Source organism: uncultured Gilvimarinus sp., from assembly GCF_963975215.1.
GTDB lineage: Bacteria > Pseudomonadota > Gammaproteobacteria > Pseudomonadales > Cellvibrionaceae > Gilvimarinus.
This window is the reverse complement of sequence record NZ_CAXBFW010000007.1, coordinates 38,317-63,171: the sequence shown is the minus strand read 5'-3', so window position 1 is coordinate 63,171 and position 24,855 is coordinate 38,317. Positions and strand designations below refer to the sequence as shown.

Annotated in this window: 18 protein-coding genes; 7 read left to right on the top strand and 11 right to left on the bottom strand. The window is 52.3% G+C overall.

All coding sequences use genetic code 11. The annotated features are described in order from the left end of the window. Positions 1-194 precede the first annotated feature (194 nt). Together AAC019_RS07005 and AAC019_RS07000 are read left to right on the top strand one after the other, a co-directional pair. Positions 195-650 carry a hypothetical protein gene (locus AAC019_RS07005; protein WP_339897931.1) on the top strand — a complete coding sequence of 152 codons (456 nt, stop codon included), beginning with the start codon at positions 195-197 and terminating at the stop codon, positions 648-650. A gap of 117 nt (positions 651-767) precedes the next feature. Next, entirely contained in the window at positions 768-1,112 is a 345-nt protein-coding gene (locus AAC019_RS07000; RefSeq protein ID WP_339897930.1) for a DUF6122 family protein, read from the top strand. 127 nt (positions 1,113-1,239) lie between these two features. Here the strand turns inward: AAC019_RS07000 and AAC019_RS06995 are convergent, their stop codons facing one another. After that, positions 1,240-2,556, bottom strand: a complete 1,317-nt coding sequence (locus AAC019_RS06995) for a PAS domain-containing methyl-accepting chemotaxis protein (protein ID WP_339897929.1) — start codon at positions 2,554-2,556, stop codon at positions 1,240-1,242. A 395-nt stretch (positions 2,557-2,951) separates the two neighbouring features. On the opposite strand from AAC019_RS06995, the gene AAC019_RS06990 reads away from it, so the two are divergent. Beyond that, entirely contained in the window at positions 2,952-3,425 is a 474-nt protein-coding gene (locus AAC019_RS06990) for a hypothetical protein (protein WP_339897928.1), read from the top strand. A gap of 68 nt (positions 3,426-3,493) precedes the next feature. On the opposite strand, the gene AAC019_RS06985 is transcribed toward AAC019_RS06990, so the two are convergent. Beyond that, positions 3,494-4,024 carry a cytochrome b/b6 domain-containing protein gene (locus AAC019_RS06985; RefSeq protein ID WP_339897927.1) on the bottom strand — a complete coding sequence of 177 codons (531 nt, stop codon included), beginning with the start codon at positions 4,022-4,024 and terminating at the stop codon, positions 3,494-3,496. Next, positions 4,024-4,290, bottom strand: coding sequence for a PepSY domain-containing protein (locus AAC019_RS06980; RefSeq protein ID WP_041523230.1), 267 nt, complete (start codon positions 4,288-4,290; stop codon positions 4,024-4,026). Before AAC019_RS06980 ends, AAC019_RS06985 begins: the two co-directional genes overlap by 1 nt. Positions 4,291-5,393: 1,103 nt before the next feature. Between AAC019_RS06980 and AAC019_RS06975 the strand changes: the two genes are divergently transcribed. Further along, a complete protein-coding gene (locus AAC019_RS06975; protein WP_339897926.1) occupies positions 5,394-6,917 on the top strand; it encodes a hypothetical protein in 1,524 nt (507 codons plus the stop codon). 49 nt (positions 6,918-6,966) lie between these two features. On the opposite strand, the gene AAC019_RS06970 is transcribed toward AAC019_RS06975, so the two are convergent. Continuing rightward, a complete protein-coding gene (locus tag AAC019_RS06970) occupies positions 6,967-7,875 on the bottom strand; it encodes a transporter (RefSeq protein WP_339897925.1) in 909 nt (302 codons plus the stop codon). Between the two features lie 192 nt (positions 7,876-8,067). Further along, entirely contained in the window at positions 8,068-10,671 is a 2,604-nt protein-coding gene (locus AAC019_RS06965) for a glycoside hydrolase family 9 protein (RefSeq protein WP_339897924.1), read from the bottom strand. A 516-nt stretch (positions 10,672-11,187) separates the two neighbouring features. Between AAC019_RS06965 and AAC019_RS06960 the strand changes: the two genes are divergently transcribed. Beyond that, positions 11,188-13,209: a hypothetical protein gene (locus AAC019_RS06960; protein WP_339897923.1), complete on the top strand. Its 2,022-nt coding sequence runs from the start codon at positions 11,188-11,190 to the stop codon at positions 13,207-13,209. A gap of 110 nt (positions 13,210-13,319) precedes the next feature. On the opposite strand, the gene AAC019_RS06955 is transcribed toward AAC019_RS06960, so the two are convergent. From AAC019_RS06955 to AAC019_RS06945, 3 genes are all read right to left on the bottom strand, one after another. Beyond that, entirely contained in the window at positions 13,320-14,585 is a 1,266-nt protein-coding gene (locus tag AAC019_RS06955; RefSeq protein WP_339897922.1) for a metallopeptidase TldD-related protein, read from the bottom strand. Continuing rightward, a complete protein-coding gene (locus tag AAC019_RS06950; protein WP_339897921.1) occupies positions 14,585-15,943 on the bottom strand; it encodes a TldD/PmbA family protein in 1,359 nt (452 codons plus the stop codon). Before AAC019_RS06950 ends, AAC019_RS06955 begins: the two co-directional genes overlap by 1 nt. Before the next feature lie 397 nt (positions 15,944-16,340). After that, complete coding sequence (locus AAC019_RS06945; RefSeq protein WP_339897920.1) at positions 16,341-16,478, bottom strand: hypothetical protein; 138 nt, start codon at positions 16,476-16,478, stop codon at positions 16,341-16,343. A 121-nt stretch (positions 16,479-16,599) separates the two neighbouring features. On the opposite strand from AAC019_RS06945, the gene AAC019_RS06940 reads away from it, so the two are divergent. Then, complete coding sequence (locus tag AAC019_RS06940) at positions 16,600-18,657, top strand: PQQ-dependent sugar dehydrogenase (RefSeq protein WP_339897919.1); 2,058 nt, start codon at positions 16,600-16,602, stop codon at positions 18,655-18,657. A 48-nt stretch (positions 18,658-18,705) separates the two neighbouring features. Here the strand turns inward: AAC019_RS06940 and AAC019_RS06935 are convergent, their stop codons facing one another. Beyond that, entirely contained in the window at positions 18,706-19,821 is a 1,116-nt protein-coding gene (locus AAC019_RS06935) for a dockerin-like protein (protein ID WP_339897918.1), read from the bottom strand. Between the two features lie 459 nt (positions 19,822-20,280). On the opposite strand from AAC019_RS06935, the gene AAC019_RS06930 reads away from it, so the two are divergent. After that, positions 20,281-20,997 carry a GntR family transcriptional regulator gene (locus AAC019_RS06930; protein WP_339897917.1) on the top strand — a complete coding sequence of 239 codons (717 nt, stop codon included), beginning with the start codon at positions 20,281-20,283 and terminating at the stop codon, positions 20,995-20,997. A 97-nt stretch (positions 20,998-21,094) separates the two neighbouring features. Here AAC019_RS06930 and AAC019_RS06925 read toward each other — a convergent pair whose 3' ends face one another. Next, positions 21,095-23,941 (bottom strand): TonB-dependent receptor, encoded by a 2,847-nt coding sequence (locus AAC019_RS06925; protein ID WP_339897916.1) that lies wholly within the window; start codon positions 23,939-23,941, stop codon positions 21,095-21,097. Positions 23,942-24,406: 465 nt separating this feature from the next. Further along, positions 24,407-24,844: a thioredoxin TrxC gene (gene trxC / locus AAC019_RS06920; protein WP_339897915.1), complete on the bottom strand. Its 438-nt coding sequence runs from the start codon at positions 24,842-24,844 to the stop codon at positions 24,407-24,409. Positions 24,845-24,855 lie beyond the last annotated feature (11 nt).

Below are 24,855 nucleotides of genomic sequence, written 5' to 3'. Positions count from 1 at the left end.
CAAACCATAGCCTCGGGAATTTTCTTGAGATGATGCGGCATGAATATTAAAGGTTAATTTGCATGGTGTGAAAAGCCATACTCAGAAAAGCGCTCCGATTCACGCTATATTATATAAAGAACCCAGTATCGTAGGAATTGGAGCCTAGGAGTATAGGCATAGAGATACAGTACAAAATCAATAGGACAAAAACCATGGAAACACGGCACCAAGCCATAGGGCTTAATCGTCAAGGTTTAGTCGCCTTATTTTTATTCTTTATTTTTTCTGTTCCTTTGGCTCATAGCTGCAACACCCCGAGCAATACTCACAAGCGAGCTTTTGCCCATATCCTTGACGAAGATACTGTGGCTGTATTCTTTCTCAAAGAGATTGAAGAAACCACGATTTCGTCCGTGCTTATTACGCTGGTTGAGGACGGGGAGGATATTTTCGGGGCTTATGCACTACTGCAAAACATCGACTACGGAATAGAAGGGATCGATACCGAAAAATACACTGGTACAATCGTGCATTTCACTCAAAGTAGTGAGGTTTCGGTGATGTTATGGGCGGCATACAGCGCTCCGCTTCCGGAAGGTGGAGCGCTATCACTGTGTTCAGGGACAAATTATACTTACGAGCTATCTGACATTCTTGTAAAACAATAGGTTCATTGAATAGATAGCGAGATCGATGGCTAGCTGGCAAGGTCTGGCCGCCCCGAGAGGAGGCAGCACTTTGAGCTTTAAACTAATGAAATCAGTCTGCAACCCAAGAGCAAACCAATGGAAGTCAACACCGACTTACTCAGGCATATAATTCATTATTCATTCCACCTACTAATGCCTGTGGTTTTTGCAAAGCTATTTTGGAAGGGTAATTGGCGGAAGGCGGCACTGATTATGCTGGCGACGATGATTATCGATGTTGATCACCTTTTGGCGGATCCGATTTTTGACCCTAACCGTTGCAGTATTGGCTTTCATCCGCTGCATACGGTGTGGGCGGGCGCGGCTTATGGCTGTCTGCTGGCGGTTCCCTCCTGGAAGTGGCGGGCCGTGGCGGGTGGCTGCCTGTGGCATTTGTGTACTGACTTTGTTGATTGCTGGCTAGGTGGGTTAATTAATTAACTTAGGCGATTTAGAAACGAGGGGTTTTAAAAAAGCCATCCAAGCCCAGCCTTAACTCTGGAACATCAAGGCGAAGGCCAGGGAGTCGCCAGGCTTTGACACACCTGCTGTGGCGGATAGTGTTGCCCTAAAGGGTCTTTTTAAACTCACTTACGGCGTCGACGACTTGTCGGGCACTCGATTGAATTTCGTTCATCACGTTCCCCGATTCACTGGAGGATTCTAGCGCTCGGCGAGCGTCAGCCAAACTGGTTTCGATTAACGCCACGGATTTCTTGGTGAGCTGTTTGTTTTCGGCAACCACCTGAATAATCTGCTCGGTGGCCTCGCTGGTACGTGAAGCTAAGTGACGGACTTCGTCCGCCACCACCGAAAAGCCTCGCCCTTGCTCGCCGGCGCGAGCTGCCTCAATAGCAGCATTAAGCGCCAAAAGGTTGGTTTGATCGGCAATACCCTTAATGCTATCAACTAGCGATGAAACGCGCTCCGATTGGGTATCCAAATCGTTAATTCCAGCACTGGCATCCTGCATCAGATGAGAAAGCCCTTGCATGGTTTCGATGGTTGAATTGATTACTTTAATCCCTTCGGCAGTATCTCTATCGGTCTTTTGAGAAACCTCGTAGGCGATATTCGAGGTTTCAGCAATAGCGGCCTCACGGTTCATCTGCTCGGTAATATCGGTAGCAAATTTAACGACCTTATAGTACTTGTTTGTGTCGTCCCGAATAGGGTTGTAGCTGGCCTCGAGCCAAATGATCCTGCCATCGTGGCCTACCCGCTGAAATCGATCGGAGACAATTTCACCTCGCGCTAACCGCTGCCAGAATTCGGCATACTCGACAGATTGTACCGTGTCACTCGTGCAAAACATGCGATGATGTTTACCCACAACGTCGCTTTTACTGTAGCCGACACAGCGCAAAAAATTGTCATTGGCGTCGAGAATAGTACCGTCTAATGTAAACTCAATAACGGCCGAAGATCGGTTGAGTGCCTGCAACATATCTTTGTGTTCACGCGACTGAGAAATTGTGTTGGTGAGCTCCGTAGAGTAAGTAATCATCTCGGACAACTCCCCAGACTCTTTAGCGCGCGGTTGAAATATACTGCGAAACCAGGCCTCGTCACCATTTCCTTTAACAATATGAACCGCGCCATGCCAATGACGCCCCGCAGAAATACAGTCAAACATGCGCTGACAGTGATCTTTATCAAGAGAAGAGGGCGCTAATATCTCTTTTAACGCTCTACCTTTAATATCGCCAGCACTATAACCCGTCGATTCATAAAAGTTTTGGTTTGCGCCCTTCATCACCCCACGGGAATCAAGCGAAAAACTGATCATCTCTTGCTGTAAATCACTTTGAATATCCGAGAATACCTGTAATTGGTCTTCAAGATCCCGAATTTTAGCCGCAAGGCGCTTATTGTGAAAAAACATGGCAATAACTCGTTATTTGTTGATGACAAAAAAGCAGGTTGTGCCTGTGCTCGTTAAACCAATATTGCTAGGGCCAGTGTGAGTGTAGACTACGCTACGATAACGGTGGTGGCTGAGCCTCCCACTTTCGTCCTGTTCAAGGTTGTCGGCGGCTTGCCTCACAACTTTAGAGTTTCTTAGAGAGGCGGCCTGGCGAGGCGGGACCACTGTTTTTCGGCACTCAAGCAGCGACAAGACGACGATATGGCTCTGTTTAACAAGGGGGTGATTACGACATTAGTAAGCGCCGCTCGGTTTAAGCTTCTGATCACCCGCCATGTGGCGCGTATCCTTTAGCTTGTATGGTGCGCATAACAAGCATTCATCATAAACTCACAATATTTATAAGCGAACTTATGATCGACCACAAAAAGTTACGAGGGTTAGTAAAGCAGCTTTACAGCACGGTGCTCGAGCTTGAGGCGATGTTTCCCGGCCGGCACTTTACTCCGGACGGACATATGGTGGGTAGCCTGGGGGAATGCTTGGTGGCTGATGCCTATGACCTTGAGTTACTGACCGCATCCAATAAGGGTTATGACGCACTGAGTAAAAATGGCCTGCAGGTAGAAATTAAAGCGACTCAAGCCAACGCTGTCGCGTTTCGCAGTAAACCGGCGCACACCATTATCATTAAAATATTGCCGGATGGGACGTTTGAGGAGATTTACAATGGGCCAGGTGCGCTGGTTTGGAAGGAGTTTGAAGGCAAGCGCTTGCCGAGCAACGGTCAGTTTCAAATATCTCTTAATAAGCTGCGGAGATTAAATCAGCTCGTTGCGGCAAGCGAGCGTGTGGCTAGAGCTGAGCCCTTAAGAGATCAGACCTAACCATAAGCGCAGCGGTTAGCTCCACGCTTATTGACCGGAAAGACTAGCCAGCTCACCAGAATATGGGTTTACTCTTTTGGCGTTTTTCGTTTACCCGTCACCATCGACAACGGAAGGTTCTCTTTCAGCTGAATGCTCTCATAAACTGCCGCCAGGATATGAAGAATTACCAGGGCCAAAAGGCTATTGGCAATATAGCCGTGAATGTTTTCGACCCATTGTACGCCCCAGTAGCGGTCGATCTCGGCCATCATGAAGCCCGTTACCGCAAGGCCCACAAACCCTAGTAGCATTAAAATCATCACCAACGCGCCGAGCGGGGAGTGACCAAGGCGATGGTAGTCGCGCTCATTAATTAACGTACATAAGTGAGCTTTAAGCCGTGAAGGGGTAGGGAAGAAGTCGGACCAGCGCGCGGCGCGGGGGCCGATAAAGCCCCACACAAAACGTACCGCTACCAGAGCGGCAGCGGTGTAGCCCAACCACTGGTGCCAGTCGTCTCCCTCTTCGTTAAGCCAGTAGTTGGCCACAAAGATACCCGCGAACGACCAGTGAAACAGCCGGACCAGCGGGTCCCATAATTTGACGGTGGCGCTCATTAATCGTCGATCTCGGTTTTAACGGCCTCACCGGTTACCGGGTGGAAGTAGATCTCGACCTTTTGGCCCGCCTTGTTCCAACCGTAGATTTCGTAGCAGTTGCCGTCGGTAACCTTAAAAACGTTGATTTTGTAACCTTGATCTTTCAGATTTTGCTGAAAGGCCTCTTGATCCTGCCACTCGGACGGGTCTGTGTCGGTGCATTGCGGGCCGGCCAGTGCGAGTGGTGCCGCTAGTGTCAGGGCGATGCTTGCCAGAATACGCATAGTATTTTCCTCATTTAGGTAAATAATCCACCTGCGAATCTACCTGATGCGGATGACAGTTTCAATCTTACCTATTAACCCATGATTCTACGGCGGCGCTAGCCGAAAACCGAATGGCCTGTAGAGCAGTGGGATGCCTATGTCACCTGTGTACTCACTTTATGGATTGTTCGCTAAGCGGGTAAACTAAGTAGTTTCAGTACTTAGGTACCGTAAAGCATAGTCCCCTAGGGGCAGAGCTTTTGATGGTTAAACGTAACGGAGTTAGAGTCATCAATTTTCGTCTCTTACATAAGTCACCAGACAAGGCTTTACCTAGCTGCGACAGTCTGAAGAGCATGTGAGAAAACGAAACGGAAAATCGAGCATTTATGATTGGTCACAGTAAATTCCAAGCTTTGAGCCAAAGTTCATACACCACGGTGAACAAGATTGAGGCTATGTTTCCTGGCAGGAACTTTACATCGGGTGGCCATCTGGCAGGAGGCATGGGGAAAGTCTGGTAGTCACTGTGTATGACCTTAATTACTGGTCGCTTCCAATAAGGTTTATGGCGCGATAGCAAAGAACGGAGTTCACGTCACTTAACCCATACGCCATACCACGAACACGAAAATTACGGCAGGTTTAGGTGTCAATCAATTCCGTATTAAGTCGCAACGACTTGCTAGTCACGCGAGAACTTTACTTTGTTTTCAGCAATCGTACCCGCAAGGCCCGAGCTTAAAGCCGTGTAATTGGCTGTAATATCAAAATAAAAAATTGTCGATTACTCTTTTTAGCGCACCGAGTTTAATCTAATTTTCAACTGAATCGTTCGCCACTAGTATGACAAGGTCATTATAGCAAGGTCAGAAAAATACCTGAGGCACCCAATGGTGATTAGTTATTCTAGCTAAGGGCCTGCGATTGAATCGGGTCGCCCATTCCACACCTATTGGGAGGGCTTGATTCTAGATTTTTCTGAGTTTGTGGAAGCATTTTACGTCCAGGGTCAAGCGTACATGATCACTATCAAAGCAGAGCAGTGTACCCCTGGGTTTTCGCCAATCACCGAAGAACGAAAAACTGATAGTTTGTGTTTCCAGTGGAGGGAACAATCTATGACAAAGCAGCATAATCAAAGCCCAAGTACCCACTTTGACGGCATCGTATCGAATCTCCCGTGGTCTGATGGGTTCAGTATCGGCACCGGAATAAACGCGGTAACGGGCGAGCTGATGGCAGGCGTTGCGATTGAGAAAAGCAATCCGACCAAGTCGGAGACGAAGGAGGCACGATCTAGGTTCCAGTGGATTGAGTCGGAGTCGGACCTGGATCAGGAAATCGACGTTTCCGCTAATGGCAGGTACAACATGGACGGCGTAAATCTTAGCGCCTCGGCCAGTTATCTTAATGAAGTTAAGTTCTCGGACACTTCGGTGACGCTGATTGCGCACTACGAGTCGACTTATACTGGATACGATGAGTCTGACCAGTACGAACTTAACGCGGATGCCAAGGCGCAAGTGGGTAATCCTAAGAATTTTCGAGAGCGTTACGGCGACTATTTTGTGGCCGGTTCTCGTCGCGGGTCGCGCTTTACGGTTGTTTATCGGTGCGAGACTCACTCAGCAGAGAGGCTAGACAAATTTAAAGCTACTGTGGGTGCCGATGCGGAGGTCTTCGACGCCAAAGGTAGCACTGCATTTAAGCGAGCGGCCAAAAGTAACGACGTCAACATTACGATTACTGTGGACGCGGTGGGTTTTAAGGGAAACTTACCCGCAACGCCGCAAGATCCGGAAGAGATTCTTAAGTTGTTGCAGCTCTTTATTGAGCAGGAGGAGGGCGTACCGGTACGTGCCAAGCTGTACCATTACAGCCGGCTTTGCGCATCTATACCCACTATTGTGGCTATCTCCCCGACGGCATTTGTGGCACTGCGCCAGCTCTACCAGATGCACTTCCGTATTGACAGCAGTTTCAACTCTTTACCGTCTAACTACCAGCAACAATACGAAAGCACAATTACATCCTTCCGGGACAAGCTCAGCGCTAATAGCAACCTACTGGCAACCGATCGTTCCGTACGCAGTGACCTAACCGGAGAAGCTCACGATCTCTACATTTCATTGCGTGCTGTTCTGGACAGGCAAGACTTTTACTTCGCGGTCGCCGCTCAAGTATCACATGAGCCGAAAAAGGGTCACATCACTACATGTCTTAACTGTGGACCGAAGGCCTGGCTGTATGGTTACAGTGAGTACAACGGAAGCCACTCCGTCCAGATCGAGAGCAGAAAGCTCGCCTATTCCCATGGCGGCACTGTTACCGTGGTTAATCACAATTTTAATGTTGATCCAGACCAGAGCCGGCTGATCGTTGGCTGGGAGATTCGCGCCAATATTGAACGCGCCGGGGAGTGGAAAAAAGTATCGGACCAGATCATCCTACGCAACAGCGCTGAGGTATGGGCGCAGTCCAATTTGTGGGGTAAATTTGATTGGACTGTCTGGGTCTATTACGTTGACGCAAAAGACTACCAGTTCAGCCGACGGGAGCGTGTGCTCGGGCCTTACCCGAGCACATATGCCACTGAGCGTCCCAAGATATCCGGTAGCAACGATATAATACGACTTAACTAACGCTACCGCCGTATTACAACAGCACTGATCATTCAAACAATCTAAGCCTTCACCAAATATACATATAACTCAGGCTAACGCTGTCAAAATCGCCGGCGATTTTTGACTCTATGGCGGTGCTGGCCGCAAACCGAATGGCGTGGTGACGGTTTAAGGGGTGTAGTAGGGTGAGACCGGCGCGGGAGTTTTTCAGTTCGGTCTGCTCGGCGCCGTCACCCACGGTGGCGGCGCCCCCTTGATACCAGTTAACGTCTAGCGAGAACCAGGTACCGTTTTTAACCACATGCACCAGATGAAACTCGGACGAAAGCACAGGCTTTTGGCTACGGACTTTGCTCTGATAATCATCGTTATCTTCATAAAACCAAGTGCCAATTTCGCCCTCAAATAACCAACCGTGGCTGATTGGGACAATAAAGCCCACCGCCGGTTTTACGGCCCAGCGGTTGCTACCGGCGTTAAACAATTTGTCACCGTCGTATTCGCCAGTGGGGGCACTCACCAACACGCTGGCACCCACAATGGGCTCTGGGTTTGCCACCAATTCACGAAACGCTTTGCCATCCATACTGGGGGCGCCCATCAGGTTAATCGCAAGGCGGGCCCGGGCATCGGCGCCCGCGCTGATGGAGCGCTCTCTAAACTCGCCGTTAATCATCGCCTCGGCGTCGCCTTGGACAAAAGGGTAATTTATTTGCAGGCTGGCGGTGCGATCAAACAGACCGAAGGTTCGCTGATAAGTCAGTGAGAGAAAATCTAAGGTGGCCTCGGCGCCTTCTATGGGGGCAGAGGCATCGACGAGTACGTCGCCTTGCGAGTGCTGGTAACTCATAACGGCCACATTGGTGCCCGTTGGGGCGGGCCAATAGGCACGTGGGGCCAACTCTTGTGCTTGCGGCGTCGCGGCCACAGCTAAAACCAAGAGTACAAAAAACACATCCGTGATAGCGCGCCGCATGGATCAATCCTACCTAGAGAGCATCAAGTTAGTATAGCCATACCGGCGCCGAATTAAAAAGTCGTAAGTAGCGCCAGGTTCGTTTTCCCCCACAAAGAGTGCTGACATAAAAAAGCCGACACCTGTTAGGGTGCCGGCAAGCGCTCTCACTCAACGAGTGTTAGGGCCGTTTACTGTTGATTGCTGCTACCTTTACTCCTCTAGCAATGCTTGCGCTGCATGGGTTAAAAACAAGTAACGGCTACCCATGGGGATTACGTATTCGTTTTGCCCCCAAAAGAACGGCCAGTTGCTTTTGTTTTCGGGCAGGTCGGGTGCCAGCACCAATACGCCGGGTACTACACCGCCCGGAATATACGAGAAGTCGGCACGGTTACTGCCGTAAGCGGCGGTTTGCGAGTGCGAGCCGATGCCCGAGGCAAACGAGTAGTTAGAGTCGGGGTGGGTGCCAAATATGTAGTTTAAGCTGCGATACACCAGTTCTTTCTCGACGATGTCCGGGAAGGCTTTGTGCAACCAGTAGTTAGTGATACCAAAGCCCATTACCGAACCGTTACCGGCCCAACCGCCGCGCGTAATAGGTACGCCGTAGGGGTTTTCCGCCTCGATAGCGCCAATCCCCGAGCGATAATCACGCGTTAGCTGCTCAAGCGTTGCCGCGTAGGCGTCGTCCATATAAGGCATGGCTGACACCAGCATGGCGACGTTTTCACCGCGAAAGTTATCTTTCACCTCGTCGAGTAAATCACTAACTGCCGCGGCGTAGCGTTTGTCGCTGGTGGCAATTAACAATTCGACGGCAGCTTTGAGTTTTTCTTCCTCAAGTTTGCCGCCGGTGGTGTTGCCAAAACGGTAGGTGTTGGGCTCGCGGTTTGCCTCGTACTCCCACACCTTTTTGGCCGTTGCCAAACTCTCATCGGCCAGCTCCGCATTCACGGGGCCCAGCACGCGGCTGGCAGCGGCAAGCGCCGCGGCCGAACCGTAGTTTAGAGCAGTACTGTTGCTGGTAAAGGCCCAACGATCGTCAAAGCGGCCACTGTGGGTGCCATTTTCAGGCATTAGATCTTCACCGGCCGTCGGGTCTACGGTGGTGGGGTCGTACATGGGGCCTACGGCACGCTCATCGGTATGAGGGTCCATCGAGGCGTCGTAGATCATGTTATCGGTTTTGGTCGAGCCGTCACCCAGGTGCGGGTATTGATATAGGCGGCCTGCGACGATGCCGGGAATGGCGTGACCAATGGCGCGGTGTTGGGCGATAAGCGCCAAAGTGCCGTGCTCAATTTGCTGCAGCATATCCTGCTTGCCATCGGGGCGATTGATTTGGGTAAACTTTTTCTCTTGGCTAACGGTGGTGTTGTCTCGCTCGATGCCAAACTCTTCTACCGCATGCACCAACCCCTGTACCGTGTGGTATTGCGATTGGGTGCGAATGTCGTAATCGCCGGCGTCGTACCAGCCGCCGTAGTTTAAACCGTCGATATGCTCAAAGGGCTTAAAGTCGGTATCCAGGTTGCCGTCGTGGGCGTAGAGGTCAAAGTGCTCGTAGTTAGGCGGTGCCTGTAGCGCATCGTCCATATGTGAGCGGCCATGCCAAACCCGGTAGGCTTCACGCACCTGCATGTGATCCATTTGTACCGGGAAGAAAAAGTCCAGCGTAGGCTGCCATACTTTGGCCAGCACGTCGGAGTCGATGGGGAAGCTGTCGGTGGTTTGGTTACCGTAGCGCAATTGGTACAGGCCGGGCTCCGTCACGTTTGAAAAATCGAAGGTGACATATTCATAGCGCAGGTAGTCCCCCCAGGCTTCTGGCTTGCTGCTGTGGGCTACGCTGGTGCTGCCATCGGCTTGCACTTTAAGTAGCTCTACGGTTGCCTCGGGCGTGTCGTTCGGGTCTAGCTCTATTACGGCGCGTTTTGGTTGCGCCGGGTGGTAACCCACTTGCGAATATCCCACCACAGGCTCGCGCACCCAATCGGGGATCGCGCTGATGTCCACGGTCCACTCAACCACCTTACCGCTGCGGCCGGCCGGGATCATATCGCGAACCACGTACCAGCCGTTTTGCGCCTTGGTGCGGCCATCAAACAGCATTAACTCGCCATCGCCCAGGGTTTCGCTGCCTAAGGTTTTACGGATAGTAACGCGGCGCTCCGGGTCGGCCGGTGCCAGCACCAGTGTTTTACCCTGTGCAAAGGCGGTGGGCTCGGTCAGGCCCTGATCGTTCATGATCATACCGTCGGTGGTAGAGGCCGAGCGCGGGAACTGCCCCGGCTTGCCATCGGCCAGGTAGGCTTTGTCCCAGTATTCGGCGGGCACAAACTCCATATTAAAGCCGGCTTTGCCCTCCAGCTCCTGGGGCAGCGGGCTACCCAGGTATACGCTAATTACAACGCCGTTATCGCGGGCGGTGGCGGTAACGCTGTAGCTAAAATCCAGCTCAGGGTAGGCGAGTTGGGTGGTAATGGTACCGCTTTGTTTGTCGACTTCACGCGAGACAAACTGGCCCATACCATCCCACTGCTCGGGCGTGTGTAACAGCCGCACATCGCCGTTGGTGGCGGTTCGCTCGCCGTGCTGAACAATCTCTATGCCCGCGGTTTTGGAATCAAAAAACAGGCCACCGGGCTTACTGGAAAACGCAAATACATCTACAGCGGCTGAATCAAAGTACTCTTTATCGTTTAGCGTTAGCGAGTTTTGCGCAGTATTGGTGGGGTTATGGGCGCAAGCGGCAAGCATGGTTGCCCCTGCTACTGCTGCGGCCAGTGGCCGCCAGTTAAAAGGCACGTGCATGGGTATCTCCTATTGTTATGGTGTGGCTTGGTTTGCTACAAACGTAGACTTATATTCATTATGACCATTAGATGGGGTAACAATAGCGCAAAATCAATAAGTTTGCGACAGGACGCTATTTTTAGGTAAAAACACCGCAAGGCCGCATTTTTAAAAGGCAGGGCGCGTTTTGGCCGGGCAATTATGGTTTTAGGTTCTGTAAATTTTTGTCTTTTGCGCGTAAGGCTGGCACCTGGAAGGCTTCGGTGCCTCGCAAAGCTTTATATCGCCTCATTTAAGCATTTGTCATCCAAGCTCACTCGATACACACCCAACCAAGCTCCAAAAATTAACCTCTCAGCTCACGGCGGACAAAATCGCGACACTCAATTGTGAATACCCCGACAAGTCGCTAAAATCCACGCTCTTTACGCCAAGCAAGGCGACTACAACAATAGCTGTAAAAGGATGCTCCTCTTGACCGTGTCTCTCAATTGCACAATACGCTTATTCACTCTGTTTATCGTGACCGCTTTAATGACCGCTTTAATGACCGCTTGTGGCGGTGGTGGTGGCGGCGGTGAAGAAGACGAGCCAGCACTAGAGGCTCAAGCGGCCCTCTCGGTGCCACAGGGCTCGCTAGAATTATCGTTGCACCAAAGCGTTGTAGCCCTCGATGTGGCAGGGGGCTCGGGTAGTGGTGAGCTAAGCTTCAGCTCAAGCGACACCTCGGTGGTGACAGTCGACGCGAGCGGTAATGTAACGCCGATAAGCGCCGGAGTCGCCGCCATTGACGTAAAAAAAGCGGCGGACAACCGCTATTTGGCGGCCGCAACTCAGGTGGCTGTCACGGTGCTTTTAGCGCCACAGGTGCCGCTGCTTTTTTTAGAGTCCGAGAAACACGTATTTATCGACGCAGAGCCTTTTAGCAACCCTTTAACGGGTGGCAGCGGCGAGGGCGAGCTACATTACACCTCGAGCGATCCAACCGTGGCCACTGTAGAGGAGCACAACGGTGTCGTTACGATTGTAGGCGAGGGCAGCAGTGAGATAACGGCGCGTAAACAATCCGACGCGGAGTTTACCGAAGCAACCGCTAGCTACCTTGTGCAAGTCGATAAATATTCACAACAGGTGATGAGCTTTGAGCAAAGCCTGGTCGAAGCCATCGTCAATGCACCAGCGCCGAGCAACCCACTGACTGGTGGCTCTGGCCTCGGGGCCGTTACCTTTAGCTCCAGTGATTCGTCGGTAGCCACAGTAAATTCTGAGGGCGCTATCAGCACAATCGCGGCGGGCACAGCCGAGATCACAGCGTACAAAGCGGGTGACGAAAACTACCGTGATGCGCTTGCCCGCTACGAGGTTGAGGTCACTGAGCTGCTAAGTGAGCTGAGCATCGGCATTAGTTATAGTAATACGGCGATTCAATGGAGCTCGCCAAGCGATGCAATAGAAATGATCCGCTCTAGCTATTACCGGTGTAACGCTGATCAATACCAACTTTGTTCTAACGGAACTCTTAAACGTTTTTATGAGGCGCCCCAAAGGCCGTATCGCGACAACTTTCTTAAAATTGGCACTCTCGGCTACCTGCAATTTCAAAATGAAGATTATCGCTCCAACGCGGTAAGAGTGGAGGCAAAGACTACACCGTTAGCGTCTAAGCGCGGACACCAATTGGTTGCATTTAAAAATAAGCTCTGGTTGTTTGGCGGTGTTGACGTAAGAACTTACTACGTCCGGCACAATGAATATATTTGGTCTTCCAGCGATGGCGCAGACTGGGCGGTTGAGTCCGGCGACGCCGACTACGGCAAAATTCATGACCATACTGTCGTGGTATTTAAAGACCAACTATACCTTTTCGGTGGTGAAAGGGCGTTTGAAGGTGGAGCGGGCCGCTTTAGCTCAGAGGTATGGCGCTCAAGCAACGGCACCGATTGGGATTTAATTAGTAACGACTCGCCCGCAGGCCACCGAGGTGATGTAATCGTTTTTAATGGTAAATTGTGGGCCATTACCTCTAACATCTGGAACGATAACCTCCCCGCCGAGGTTTGGTCCAGTGAAGACGGTGAGAATTGGACGAAGGAGGTCGCTATTGCCCCCTTTGGCTCACGTGAGGGTTTTGCGCTATACGCCAACGACGACAAGCTGTTTTTAGCGGGAGGGTATGTATACTCCGGAAGCGATTACTATCTTCAGGACGTTTGGGGTACTACCGACGGCATTGAGTGGAACCGTGAGACCGAACATACGGGTGTGGGGCAATTGTGGGATGCTACCGTCACAAATATTAATGGCGCATTCTATATGTTTTTAGGGCACGGTATAAGCGCGCGGTTCAATAGGCCTTACTATCGTTCAGAGGACGGCATCCGCTGGTCTATCGCCAACAGATCAACCATGAGTGACAACGGCCCACCCAGTATTGCGCAATTAAAAGGCCAGACGTTTTTGCTTGGCGCGAACGGAGATTTTTTGTGGCAAACCAGTGATGGTGAACAGTGGCGAGTACCTGTGGGTGTGTCTAATCTGCGTTGGACACCTCGGTGATTCTATCTATTACTGATATGGGGCACGCAAAGCGCAGGGCTTAAAGTGTGAATAGTGCTCGTGTGTGCCTGAACCGCAGTGCTGCCAAATGGCAACACTGCGTATGAGCATTACGAAAAACGTAATCCGCTGATTTTTAGCCAGGGCAATTGACTGCCACCAAAGTCCGACACCTCGGCACTAATAGCTTCAATATCGAGCAGCATCTGAGCAACGTTACCGGTAATCATCGTTTCCGTAAGGGCAGTAGTACGTTTACCGCTCTCTAAAAGAAAACTATTTTTTATAACCCCCGAGAAATCACCATTGGGGGCAGGGTTGCCCATTGATAAACGCCCCACCAGCGCACCGCGCTTAACCCCGGCCTGCATATCGGCCCGACTCGTTGTGCCGGGGGCGATACACCAACTGTTGCCCGCCGGGGTGTAATCAATCCCCATTTTTCGGCTGCCGATGTAGGTGGGCAACTGGCAGGTGAGCTTACCTTTGTCGATTAGTGTGACTGACTCGACCTTAAAGCCATCAAAGTTATAGGGCGCTTGCCCTGGCCCCTGCGGATTGTTGTAAACGGTGAGTGAGGGCGAAGCAATTGCACGGCCTACCGCGTTTTGATACACCGAGGTTTTGCTGATCAGGGCGCCGTCGCCTAACTGTTGCGTTAACCACCCCAGTAAATCCATCACCGCCATCGGCATTAACACAACCTCGCCCGTGAACTTCTCGCCCACCATTTGAGTGCGGGTTTCCTGCACACTGTTGGCCATCATCTGGCTCATGTCGAACGCTTCTGTTAGCTCTAGGGGTAGGGTATCTAGCTCACCACCGGTGTAGTTAAATGAGCTACTGCCCTGCTCGTCTTTACTCGCCCCCATCAGGGATACCTCATAACCGCCCACCGACGAGGTAATCTCGGTGTTTTGGGTGGTCACTAGCGTCGTTTTTGCGAGCGTGTGTTTAATGGCGCACTCTTCAATCTGAAACGTTGGGTAATGTTGGCTGCGGGTGTTTAGTAACGATTTCGCACTGGCGGCAATAGCATCGCGGTCGACCTCCTGTGGCCCTTTGGTAAAAGTGCCTTGTTGCTCAGGCGCTACCGCGTAGGCGTCATCCTGAGGTGAGGTGGCAACATCACGTTTTAAATTCACGATCATCTGATCAATGATCGTTGCATCCAAACTGGAAACGGATGCTGAGACACGTTTGTGATCTTGAATCGCCATCACCGACAGCGACTGGCTTTGGGTGGTGCGCATCAAACTCACATGGTTGTGAGCAATGTTTAGTTCATTAACATTTGCCTCGGTAATTTTTACGAGGGCGTCATCAAATCCGGCACGGGTGACCGTTTTAAGTATTGTATGGGCAAGTTTTTGCATTATTCACCTCCCAGTTGCGCTTTTGCCCGAATAGCAGGGCCGCCCATCGAAACAACCATAGGTTGTTTTTTACCGCAGTAACCGGCGCTATCCCAATGCATATCGCCCGAGACGGCATCCACCGACTGCAACATTTTTATGGCAGAGCCAGATAGCGTTGTATCTTTTATTGCGCGCCCAAGCTTGCCGTTTTTGATCTCGTATCCCAGGCTAATACCAAACATAAATTCGGTAGTCGTATCCGCCTGACCGTTACTGGTTTTCATTAGGTAATAACCATCTTCGACGTCGGCAATCATATCGCCGAGCTTACTGCTGCCGGGCATAATAGCTGTATTGCGCATCCGTATAAGCGGTTCATCGTCGGGGGCATAGGCACGTGCATTGCCGGTTACAGGGTTACCAAAGCGCGAGGCAGTTTCACGATTGTGCATAAAGTCGGTGAGTATGCCGTCTTTAATCAGGGTAACGTCTTGCGCGGGAGTGCCTTCATCATCCGCATAGACGGGCACATCCAACTCAACACCCTCGTAACTATGAGCAAAGTCGACCATGGTAATTAAGTCGCTGGCAATACGCTGTCCGCGCATATCACCAGTGACCGCGCCGCCCATCACCAGATCGGCTTCGCACGGGTGACCCATTGCCTCGTGAGCGAGCATTCCGGCCAGATTGGGGGCCAACACCACCTGTTGCGAGCCACCTTGTGCATGCACGGCTTCGCGCTTAGCCATTAAATGCAGATAGAGCTCATCAAGTTGCGACTCCACAGAGCTCATGGATAAATCCAGATCACCAAAACTGCCTTTACCCCCGATGATATGAGCCAGCTCGACGGGCTTATCGTCGTTATCTTTAACCCGGATCAGCAAGTACATCATCGCTCGCGAGATGTTGTTGTAAGCGCGAGAACCCAGGCTGTTTTGCACATATTTATTGTGATATTCATCAAGTGCTACGGCGGTAACCGAGGCCACCTTCTCGTAACGGTTTTGCGCCAAATCAGACACGGACTGTAACCACTCGATAAGCTGCTCAGACGACCAGTTTGGCTGGCAGATAATGCCATGCTCGCCCTGGTAAGCCAGCTCCGGCAGTGGGCGACTTTGATCGCCAAAAACCTGCATCGCCTGAGCGTTGGCTAAAGCAATATTACTCAGCTTGTTTGCACCTGTTGGCTGAGTGGCCGAGGCAAACCCCCAGTAGCCCTTTTGAAAAGCACGGGCGGATTCGCCGGCAACGTGCGAGCTGTCGTTGGCGGTTAAGTTTCCGTCGACCATGATCAGTCGACGTTTACGCAGTTCGTGCTGGCGATACTCGCTGTAATCACCGGCGGGGGTAAAGTCTGCAAAAGACATACGGGGCTCCTTGCACCTGAAGATCACAGCAGCTTAGCAGAGCGGTTAGCTAAAACAAAGAATACCAAAGACACGCTTACTAAGGCCTAGGATGCTTTACTTTTGGGCTGCCCTGCAGTGAGGGGGCATCGGTCACTCGCCAATCTACAGTGACTGACTACAATGAACGTCTATCTCTGGCTTTTGTAAATAGATCACACTAATCAAGTAAATTAAGGCGTAGGCTCCTAACAAATGGAGGTAAAAGCATGAGGACTTTAGTGTTCGCAGCATGCCTAGCGTTGGCGGGCTGCGGTGGTTCTGGCAGCAATAACGAAGCCAGCTCGTCGGACAGTTCACCCGGCCGGATATCGTCGAGCTCCAGCTCCGTTGAGAGCTCAAGTAGCTTCTCCTCACCTCAGAGCAGCGCAAGTTCTGTGGGCTCCCCAAACTCTTCGAGCCACACAAGTGTAAGCACCAGCTCCTCTCTGCCTAGCTCCTCCTCTGTCAGCACCTCATCATCTATTAGCTCGCAGAACTCGACAAGCTCTACCATTTCTTCCAGCTCAGCGAGCTCATCCAGCAGCCAGTCTAGCGTACCTAAGGTATCAGGCTTAGATAGCCGCCCAAACAACACTAGCTGCCTGGCAGGGGAGTCGCCCAGCGCTGAATATGGCGTGGCGCTGCAGCGGGTTTACGGCAATTTAAGCTTTAACGAGCCGGTGGATATGCGCATGGCGCCGGGCGACAGCCGTGTTTGGTATTTGGCCGAGCAGGGCGGTCGAATATTTCGCTTTGCCAACGAGCAAGACGTAAGCGAACGGGTGCTGTTTGCCGATATGCGCGCACAAGTTAATGACAGTGCCAATGAGGCGGGCTTGCTGTCGTTTGCGTTTCACCCGCAGTTTGCCAGTAACGGCGAGGTGTATGTGTTTTACCAAACCGATGAAGCCGGTGCTGGCGGCTGTTGCGATTCGGTGCTGTCACGCTTTACCACCGATGGTACTGGCCAGCTGGATCTGGGATCAGAGCAGGAGCTCATTCGCTACAGCGCACCTTACCGCTCCAAAAACCATTTTGGCGGGCGCGTTGGTTTTGGCCGCGATGGCTACCTTTACTTAAGCATCGGCGATGGCGGCTCGTCGGGAGACCCGGACAACCGCGCTCAGAATACCGCCAATTTATGGGGCAGTATGATACGTATCGACGTAGACACGGGCACCCCCTATGGCATACCCAGCGACAACCCCTTTGCCGCGCAAGCGGACTTTTTGTGTGATTCCGACACTCAAATGATGCAAAAGCAAGCAGCCGGCGGCAGTTGCCCGGAGCTATACGCCTGGGGGCTGCGCAACCCGTGGCGCTGGTCGTTTGATCGCGCAACCGATGCCTTGTGGCTGGCCGATGTAGGGCAGGGCAACTGGGAGGAGGTGAATATTATCCAGCGCGGCGGCAACTACGGTTGGCGTATTCGCGAAGGAGAGCATTGCTATAACCCCTCCAGCGGCTGTCAAACAGCGGGGTTGATCGACCCCGTAGCCGAGCAGGCGCAACCGGGCTTTCAATCCATTACCGGCGGCTTTCGTTATCGCGGCACAGCCGTAGCCTCGTTGCGGGGTAAATATGTCTATGGCGATTTTGTTACCCGGCCGCTGCACGCCTTAAAAGAGAATGACTCTGGTGGCTGGGAACCCGAAGTGTTAATCGCGGATACAGGCCACAACATTGCCTCGTTTGCCGAGGACGCCAATGGCGAGCTGTACATCTTAAGCTTTGGCGGCGGCATCTATCAGTTGGTGCAAAGCAGTGAGCCCGGCGAGCTCAGCAATGCCCCCGAGCCATTGCTGTCGGATACCGGCTGTGTGCAGCCAAGCAACCCGCAACAACCAGCAAACGGGCTTATCCCTTACGCTGTTGCGGCACCTTTTTGGTCCGATGGCGCCCACAAACAACGCTGGCTGGCACTGCCCGAAGGCAAGCGTTTAACGGTGGCGGCCAATCAGGATTGGGCCGTACCCGCCGGTAGCGTTTTGATGAAAAACTTTTATTTAAACGACGAGCTGATTGAGACCCGCTTGCTAAAACACCATAGCGATAACGTGTGGGCCGGGTATACCTACGCCTGGAACGACTCTGGCACTGACGCCGAGCTGGTCGAGGGCGGCGCCGTAATGCCGCGCCAAGGCCAACCGTGGATTTACCCCAGCGGCAGCGACTGCATGCAATGTCACACCGAGGCGGCAGGGCGCGCACTGGGGCTTGAAACCGCGCAGCTAAACAGCGTGTTGCGCTACCCCTCGAGTGGCCGAGAGGGGCACCAAATAACCACGTTAAAAACCATCGGCGCGTTAAGTGGCACAACCACTGACGTAACGCTTGCCGATCCGGCCGATCAAAGTGCTCCCGTATCAGAGCGGGCCCGCGCTTATTTGCACACCAACTGCGCCCAATGCCATCAACCCAGCGGCGGCACCAATGTGGATATCGACTTGCGCTGGCAGACCGATTTTGCCAACACCCGGCTGTGTAATGTGCCGCCGCAAAACGGCACCATGGGGCTTGATGGTGCCTTGCGGCTGGTGCCGGCAAACAGTGATTTATCGGTACTGGTGTTGCGCATGGCACTGCGCGATCACGCCGAACAAATGCCGCCCGTAGGCAGCAACATGGTGGATGTCGAAGGCGAGGCCCTGTTGCGCGAGTGGATAGACGCTATGCCGGGCTGCGAGGGCTAAGCAACGCACGTTGCTTAGCAGGCCGTTAACCGATACCCAAAACCGGCGTTAGTCCGTTAGCGCCGGCGTGCTCCAGTTAATCCAGGGAGTCACGTCTTCAGGTTTGGCTTTGCTCGAGCGCATTACCTCGGTATTGCCCGGCTCGTCCAATAAAAAGCGCTCTACGTAGACCGCCAATACCTCCTGCTGGTGGGCCGGTAATTGGCAGTGCGCATGCGCGCCGTTTTCTGAGTAGGCAATGTTCTCGGGGACGCCCAGTGCGCGGTAAATCTCTTTAGCCGCCGCCGTTGCGACATAGGCCGCCCGAGGGCCAAGCCAGTCAATGTCATTATCCAGCACCAGCAAGCCGCGCGGCGCCACCATGCCCATAAGTTGATGATGGTCAAACGGCAACCGCGTAACATGCCTATCGGCAAAGGTGGCGCCAAAGGATTCACGAAACCAGGGCTGCTCGCCGGCGGCATGGCCTAAGGTTTGAATATTGTTACCTTTATCGGCTAGCGCTTGCGCTACCCGCCAGCTAACGGCGCCGCCGGCACCCGACTCTTGGGCAATGGTTAACGCAATACGCTGGTCCAGGGCGCCTGCCAAAAGGGCTCCCTTACCATTGCGTGAGCAGCCCGTTACACCAACCCGGCTGGCATCAATTAGCCCTTCACCAGAGTCCTCTAGCACATCGATCAAACGGCTTACCCCCCAGGCCCAGGCCGTCATAGAGCTGGCGGAGTGATCGCTGCCGTACACATCGTAAAACAAGCCCGTACCCCGCGAGTCACTGCCGCTTTGGGCACCTACTTGATTGTTATTAAAATTAATAACGGCCACACCGGCACGGGCCAAATACTCGTTATTGAGGCTTGAGGCACCGATGCCAATAATCGCCGGGTAGGGCGGCTCGCCACGGCTGGGCAAGGTAAGCGCGGCGTTAAAGCTAACCTCGGTGTGGTTATGCCGCACCGTGACGGCAACGCTGTTGTTTTTCACGCGGCCGCTCACCAGCTCGGGCTTAGGGGGCTTTATGCCCGACTCGTAATGCTGCACCTGCCAGTAAAGCTGCTGGCGCTGGCAGCGCCATTGTCGCTTGCTGCTAATGCGGTCGCCGGATAGCGCCATAAACGGATCTGGCAGGGTGGCGATGTCAGGTAGCTCAGTGGCGTCAGCCAATTTAGGTACGGGGCAGTCGGCGCCGTTATTTTCCGCGCTGGCCGCGCTTGAGCCGCAGCCTACAAGCGTACAACACAATGCAAAAAGGGCTCTCGCCCGCCGTGGGGTTAGCTGTGGTAAAAACATTATTATTCCTTTTTATTTTGCTCGCTATTGCTATAAAACGGGTAAACTCAAGCACAATAGTCTATACGGCCATATGAGGGTAGCGGTAAGAGCCTGTTGCGGCAACTGCTCGCCATTTGGGTCAGCAACAGGTGTCAGTCACAATAGCAAGCGCGCTAAAAATTAACGAAAAGTGCCGTTATTTTTTTACGCTAAATTTACGATTGATGACCTAATGCTTAATTCGCGGGCGGGGTGTTCCTGTCGTTCTGTGAGCAGGATAGTGGTGATAATTAATATAGATTAGAATAACCTGAGCCCTCGACCATAAAAAGTAAATAAGGATGCCCATTTTTGAGTAACGCACCTGTTAACTATCTCGACAAAGCGGCTGAGTACGGCAAGAGTATTAGCTATGATCGGCCGGCCAGCGGACAGATTTATGGCTTTGTTCGCGATGCGATTGTCAGCATGGAGCTGCTGCCTGGGCAGATGATCTCCGAGACAGCGCTGGCCGCTAAATTCGGTGTTAGCCGAACCCCTGTGCGTGAGGCCCTGATAAAACTTGCCAACTTAGGGTTTGTCGAGGTGCTGCCTCAGCGCGGCACTTATGTGTCTAAATTTAGTATGAAGAATATTCTTGAGGCGCGGTTTATTCGTGAGGCTTTAGAAGTGTCTGTGGTTAGCTACCTGGCCGAGCATACACAACCCGAGGTTATCGCCGCCGCCGAGGCGATTATTGCCGAGCAAAAGCTCGCGGCCGAAGCCGATGACGCACTGCTGTTTCAAAGTTTAGACGATAAGTTTCATCAGGTACTGGCCAACCATACCGGCCATGCAAGAGTGGCCGAGAAAATCGAAGAAGAAAAAGCACATATGGATCGCGTGCGGAATTTAAGTTTGCATATGCGCGGCCAATACAAGCGGATACTGACGCAACACCGGGCGATTATCCGGGCGATTAAAGCCGGCTCAAAGGACGAGGCCATTAGCGCCATGAGCATTCATATGCGCGGCATTTACAAAGTACTTGATACCTTGCCGCAAGAGCATCCAGAGTACTTCCAATAGTTAAAAAAAGCCCCGCGTTGAGCGGGGCAAGGCATACATCTTACGCTTAGGAGAGCCTAAAATTTAAAAAGGTGCCGCCATCGCGGCACCAGGTTGCTTAGAAGGACGCACGCACACCCATGGTGTAAGTCGTGCCCGGATAGTAAACATTGTAAGACTGAGAATCCCCCAACACGCCGTCGCCGGCAAAGCGCGTAGAGAGCGGCTCGTTGTTCAGGTTGTAGGCGTCAAAGGTTAAGGTTACATCGTTATCTTGCATAACCGGCAAACGGTAACTGGCCGATACATCCACCTGCGAGCGATCGCGCGTTTCCACATCTTGCCCCCACGAGTTAAACGCTACAGCGCCTTCCTGGTGATACAGGGTTACCCGCGCCTGAAATGCATCGTTCTCGTAGTAGCCGGTTACGTTGTACGAGTCCGCCACACCGGTAATTTCGGCACCCTCGGGCGAGTCGTCCTCAATTTTGTTGGCACTGGTATTAAAGCCTAACCCTTCGACCAAAAAGTCCAGCGGCTGAACCCAGATTAATTCAAAACCTTTTAGGGTGCTGGCCTCGCGAGTGTTTACCCGGGTAATGACTTGCACGGTGCAGTTAGGGCTACAAATTGCCTCCGCCTCTAACTGAGTGGGTGTCAGCTCACTGAGATCAACCCCGTACTGACCAAGGTTGTCCAGGTTCTCTAAAATGGTGTCCTGATAAGTAAACCCGCTGATGTCTTTGGTGTAATAAGTTAAACCAACATAGCCCAGTTCACTAAAATACCACTCACCACCAATATCAAAGTTAGTGGATTCAAACGGCGCGAGTCCCGGGTTACCCACACGTACCACATCGATGCCAGAGCCATCCCACTGGGCGCCTGGGAACATATCACTGGGGTTGGCACGGGTCAGGCTGCGTGACGCACTGGTGCGCAGCTTAATGTCGTCGGTTAGATCATACACAGCGCTAAAAGAGGGCAGTATACGATCGTAACTTTCGTTAGTGGCACCGGTTTGGTCTTCGACGAATTGGTCAGTTTTTAACGCACGCACGCCGCTGTTGGTACGCAAAATACGGCCAGCCACTTCCGTTTCGGTATTAAACTCTAAATACAGCGCGGTGACCTCTTCGGTGATGTCGGTCAGGTTTTGCTGCTCTTCTTGCCACTGGTCAAAGCCAATTAAATCTTTCATGGCCGACCAGTCGGTGGCACCAAAACTCTGTACGCCGTTCCAGCCATCGATGTTAGAGCCAAAGTTAACCGTCCGGATATAACCCTCAATATTATTGGTCAGCTCAGCTGTGGCGCCTGAGCCTTCCAGGTACTCGGCCATAGTGACAGAGCCGTCGGCATTACCGTCGTACTCCATAGCAAACACAGGCAGGAAGGTTTGTCGGGTGGATTCTATTTCATCGTGATGAATACCAAATTTAAAACCGTTGCGATCCGGGTCGTCACCGTATTCAAAATCAACATGAAAACCTGTGGTGCTGGTTTCACGCTCGGTGTGGCTGGCGCGAATCCGATCTTCTCCGTCATGGGTGGTGTAATTGGCGTAATCGCTGGTGTTACCGTAACGAACGGAGGGCACAATGCCGTCATTGGCGTACTCCAGCGTAGTCGAGGCGCCAAACATTAAACCGTAGGGGTTGTAACGAGAAAACTCCGAGTCGGTAAAGCTGGCCGAGGCCGCCACCGAAAAGCTATCGGATATTTGCCAGTCCACACTGGGCATGATGCTGGTAAAGGTGGTTTCTTCGTCGTAATCCTGCGAGCCAATCCAGGGCGAGGTGCCATAAAAAGTACCTGAAACCACCTGGTTTTTACTGTCCAGTTGAATATCAGAGGGGATCGGCTGATACACATAGTTGCGGCGATAAAAGTGCGATATTTCATCCCGCGTGTATTCGTTTGCCGTGTCGGCACTCAAAAAATCCAATGCCGCCGTAATATCGTCGTTGGGAGTGTACTCAAGAGACACCAACGCCGAGACGCTGTCTTTTTTGCCATTGGTTGATACCATGCGCCCGATGTAAGGCAGTTGCATCGCGTCAAAGGTTGACTGCTGGCCACTAATATCGATGACGTCACCGGCATTAACGCCCGGGTGGGCAGCGGCGTAGTCTGCTGAGGCAATATTGGAGTAACGTAATCCGTCGCCGCTGCCGTCGGCGCAGGCATTCGTACCAGGCTCGCCTAAGCAGGCACCTTGCAGCACATTGCCGATAACTTCGTAACCATCCACACCATGGTCATTAGATTGCGCCACCACGCTGGCCAACACCCCGAAAGTCTCATTAGAGAAACTGTAGGTGAGCGAGCCTTTGGGGCTGGTTGAGCTGGTCGCCTCTTTATAAATGCCGTCCACACCCACGTTTAATGTGTGGCCTTCGCCTAAGTCTGACGGGCGCAACGTTTTCATATTCACGTAGCCCGACACACCGCCTTCAATTTGTTTGGCCGTTGCGGTTTTATTAACGGTTAAGCTTTTAAACAGCTCGGGTGGGAAGATGTCCAAACTTACCTGTCGGCCATCGCTGCCGTTTTGATTCATATCCCCCATAGAGGCGACCGACATGGAGTTGCCGTTTAATACCACTTTGGTAAAAGAGGGGCCCAGGCCACGCACCGAAATTTGCTGGCCTTCACCGGTCACCTCGCGGTTGATGTTTACACCGGGAATACGGCTTAAGGATTCTGCGAGGTTTTGACTTGGCATTTTGCCAATGTCGTCCGAGAACACCTCGTCCGAGAAACCAACCGAATCCCGTTTTGCCATGGTGGAGTTTAACAAGCTGCCGCGATAACCCGTAATAACCACTTCCTCAATAGCGGCGCCATCGGCGACAGGACTTGCGCTAGAGTCGGCATCTTGTGCCATAACGGTGGTTGAGCTGGCGATTAATAAACTGAGCAACCCCAGTTTAGAACGTTTGAAGTGTGGCGTATTTGGCATGATCCAGATCCTCTATTGGGCGATGGATTATTGTTATCACCGCTATTATTGTGGTCTTTTTTGGCGCCTAACCTACTAGTATACAAGTTGGGTGCTAAGCGGATACTAGACCCGTCAAACCTATGTGTCAATTAGACTATATGCTGGAGTGTGACAGGCTTAACGTACCTAAATCGCCTAAAGTAACGGCTGGTAGAACATCGCCGGTTGAAACGGCAGGCCACAATATACGGGGCTTAGAGGCAGGTGCGGGGTCTGTGACCAAAAAGAGTCCGGTGCCACACCTACGCCTGCGGGGTGAAGGGGTTTACAAATCTTTAGCAGTGCTTTGCATTTAGCAGGGTGGGGCATGCTGTCGTCACGCCGGTGATTGCGGCTCGGCTGTGCAATCAATAACGGTATACGAAAGGCCTCGGCAGGCAATCTGCGCGGAACATGTGTAACTCTTTTGTAAGCGAGCGGTAGTTACGGATTTAATACCCCGTTAAGCCATTGTAAAAACTGCGGGTAGGGCAAGGCACCGGCTTGCTGGGCTAACACCTCACCACCGCGAAAGACCATTAACGTGGGGATGCTGCGAATACCAAATTGCGCCGCTGTTTGCGGGGCTTGCTCGGTATTTACTTTAATAAAACGGGCAATGGGCTCTAAGCCACTGGCGGCACGCGCAAAACCCGGGGCAAAACTCTGACAGGGGCCACACCATTCGGCCCAAAAATCGACCACCAAAGGCAGCTGCTCGCGCTCGAGCCAACGCGTAAACTGGCTATCATTTGCCGATATTGGTTGAGCGCTGTAGATGGCCTCGCGGCACTTGCCACATTTGGGGCCGTCGCTTAGGCGAGTTTCATCGACACGGTTGGCTGTTAGGCACTGCGAGCAAAGGGTTTGTATAACGGCCATAGAGCCTCTTC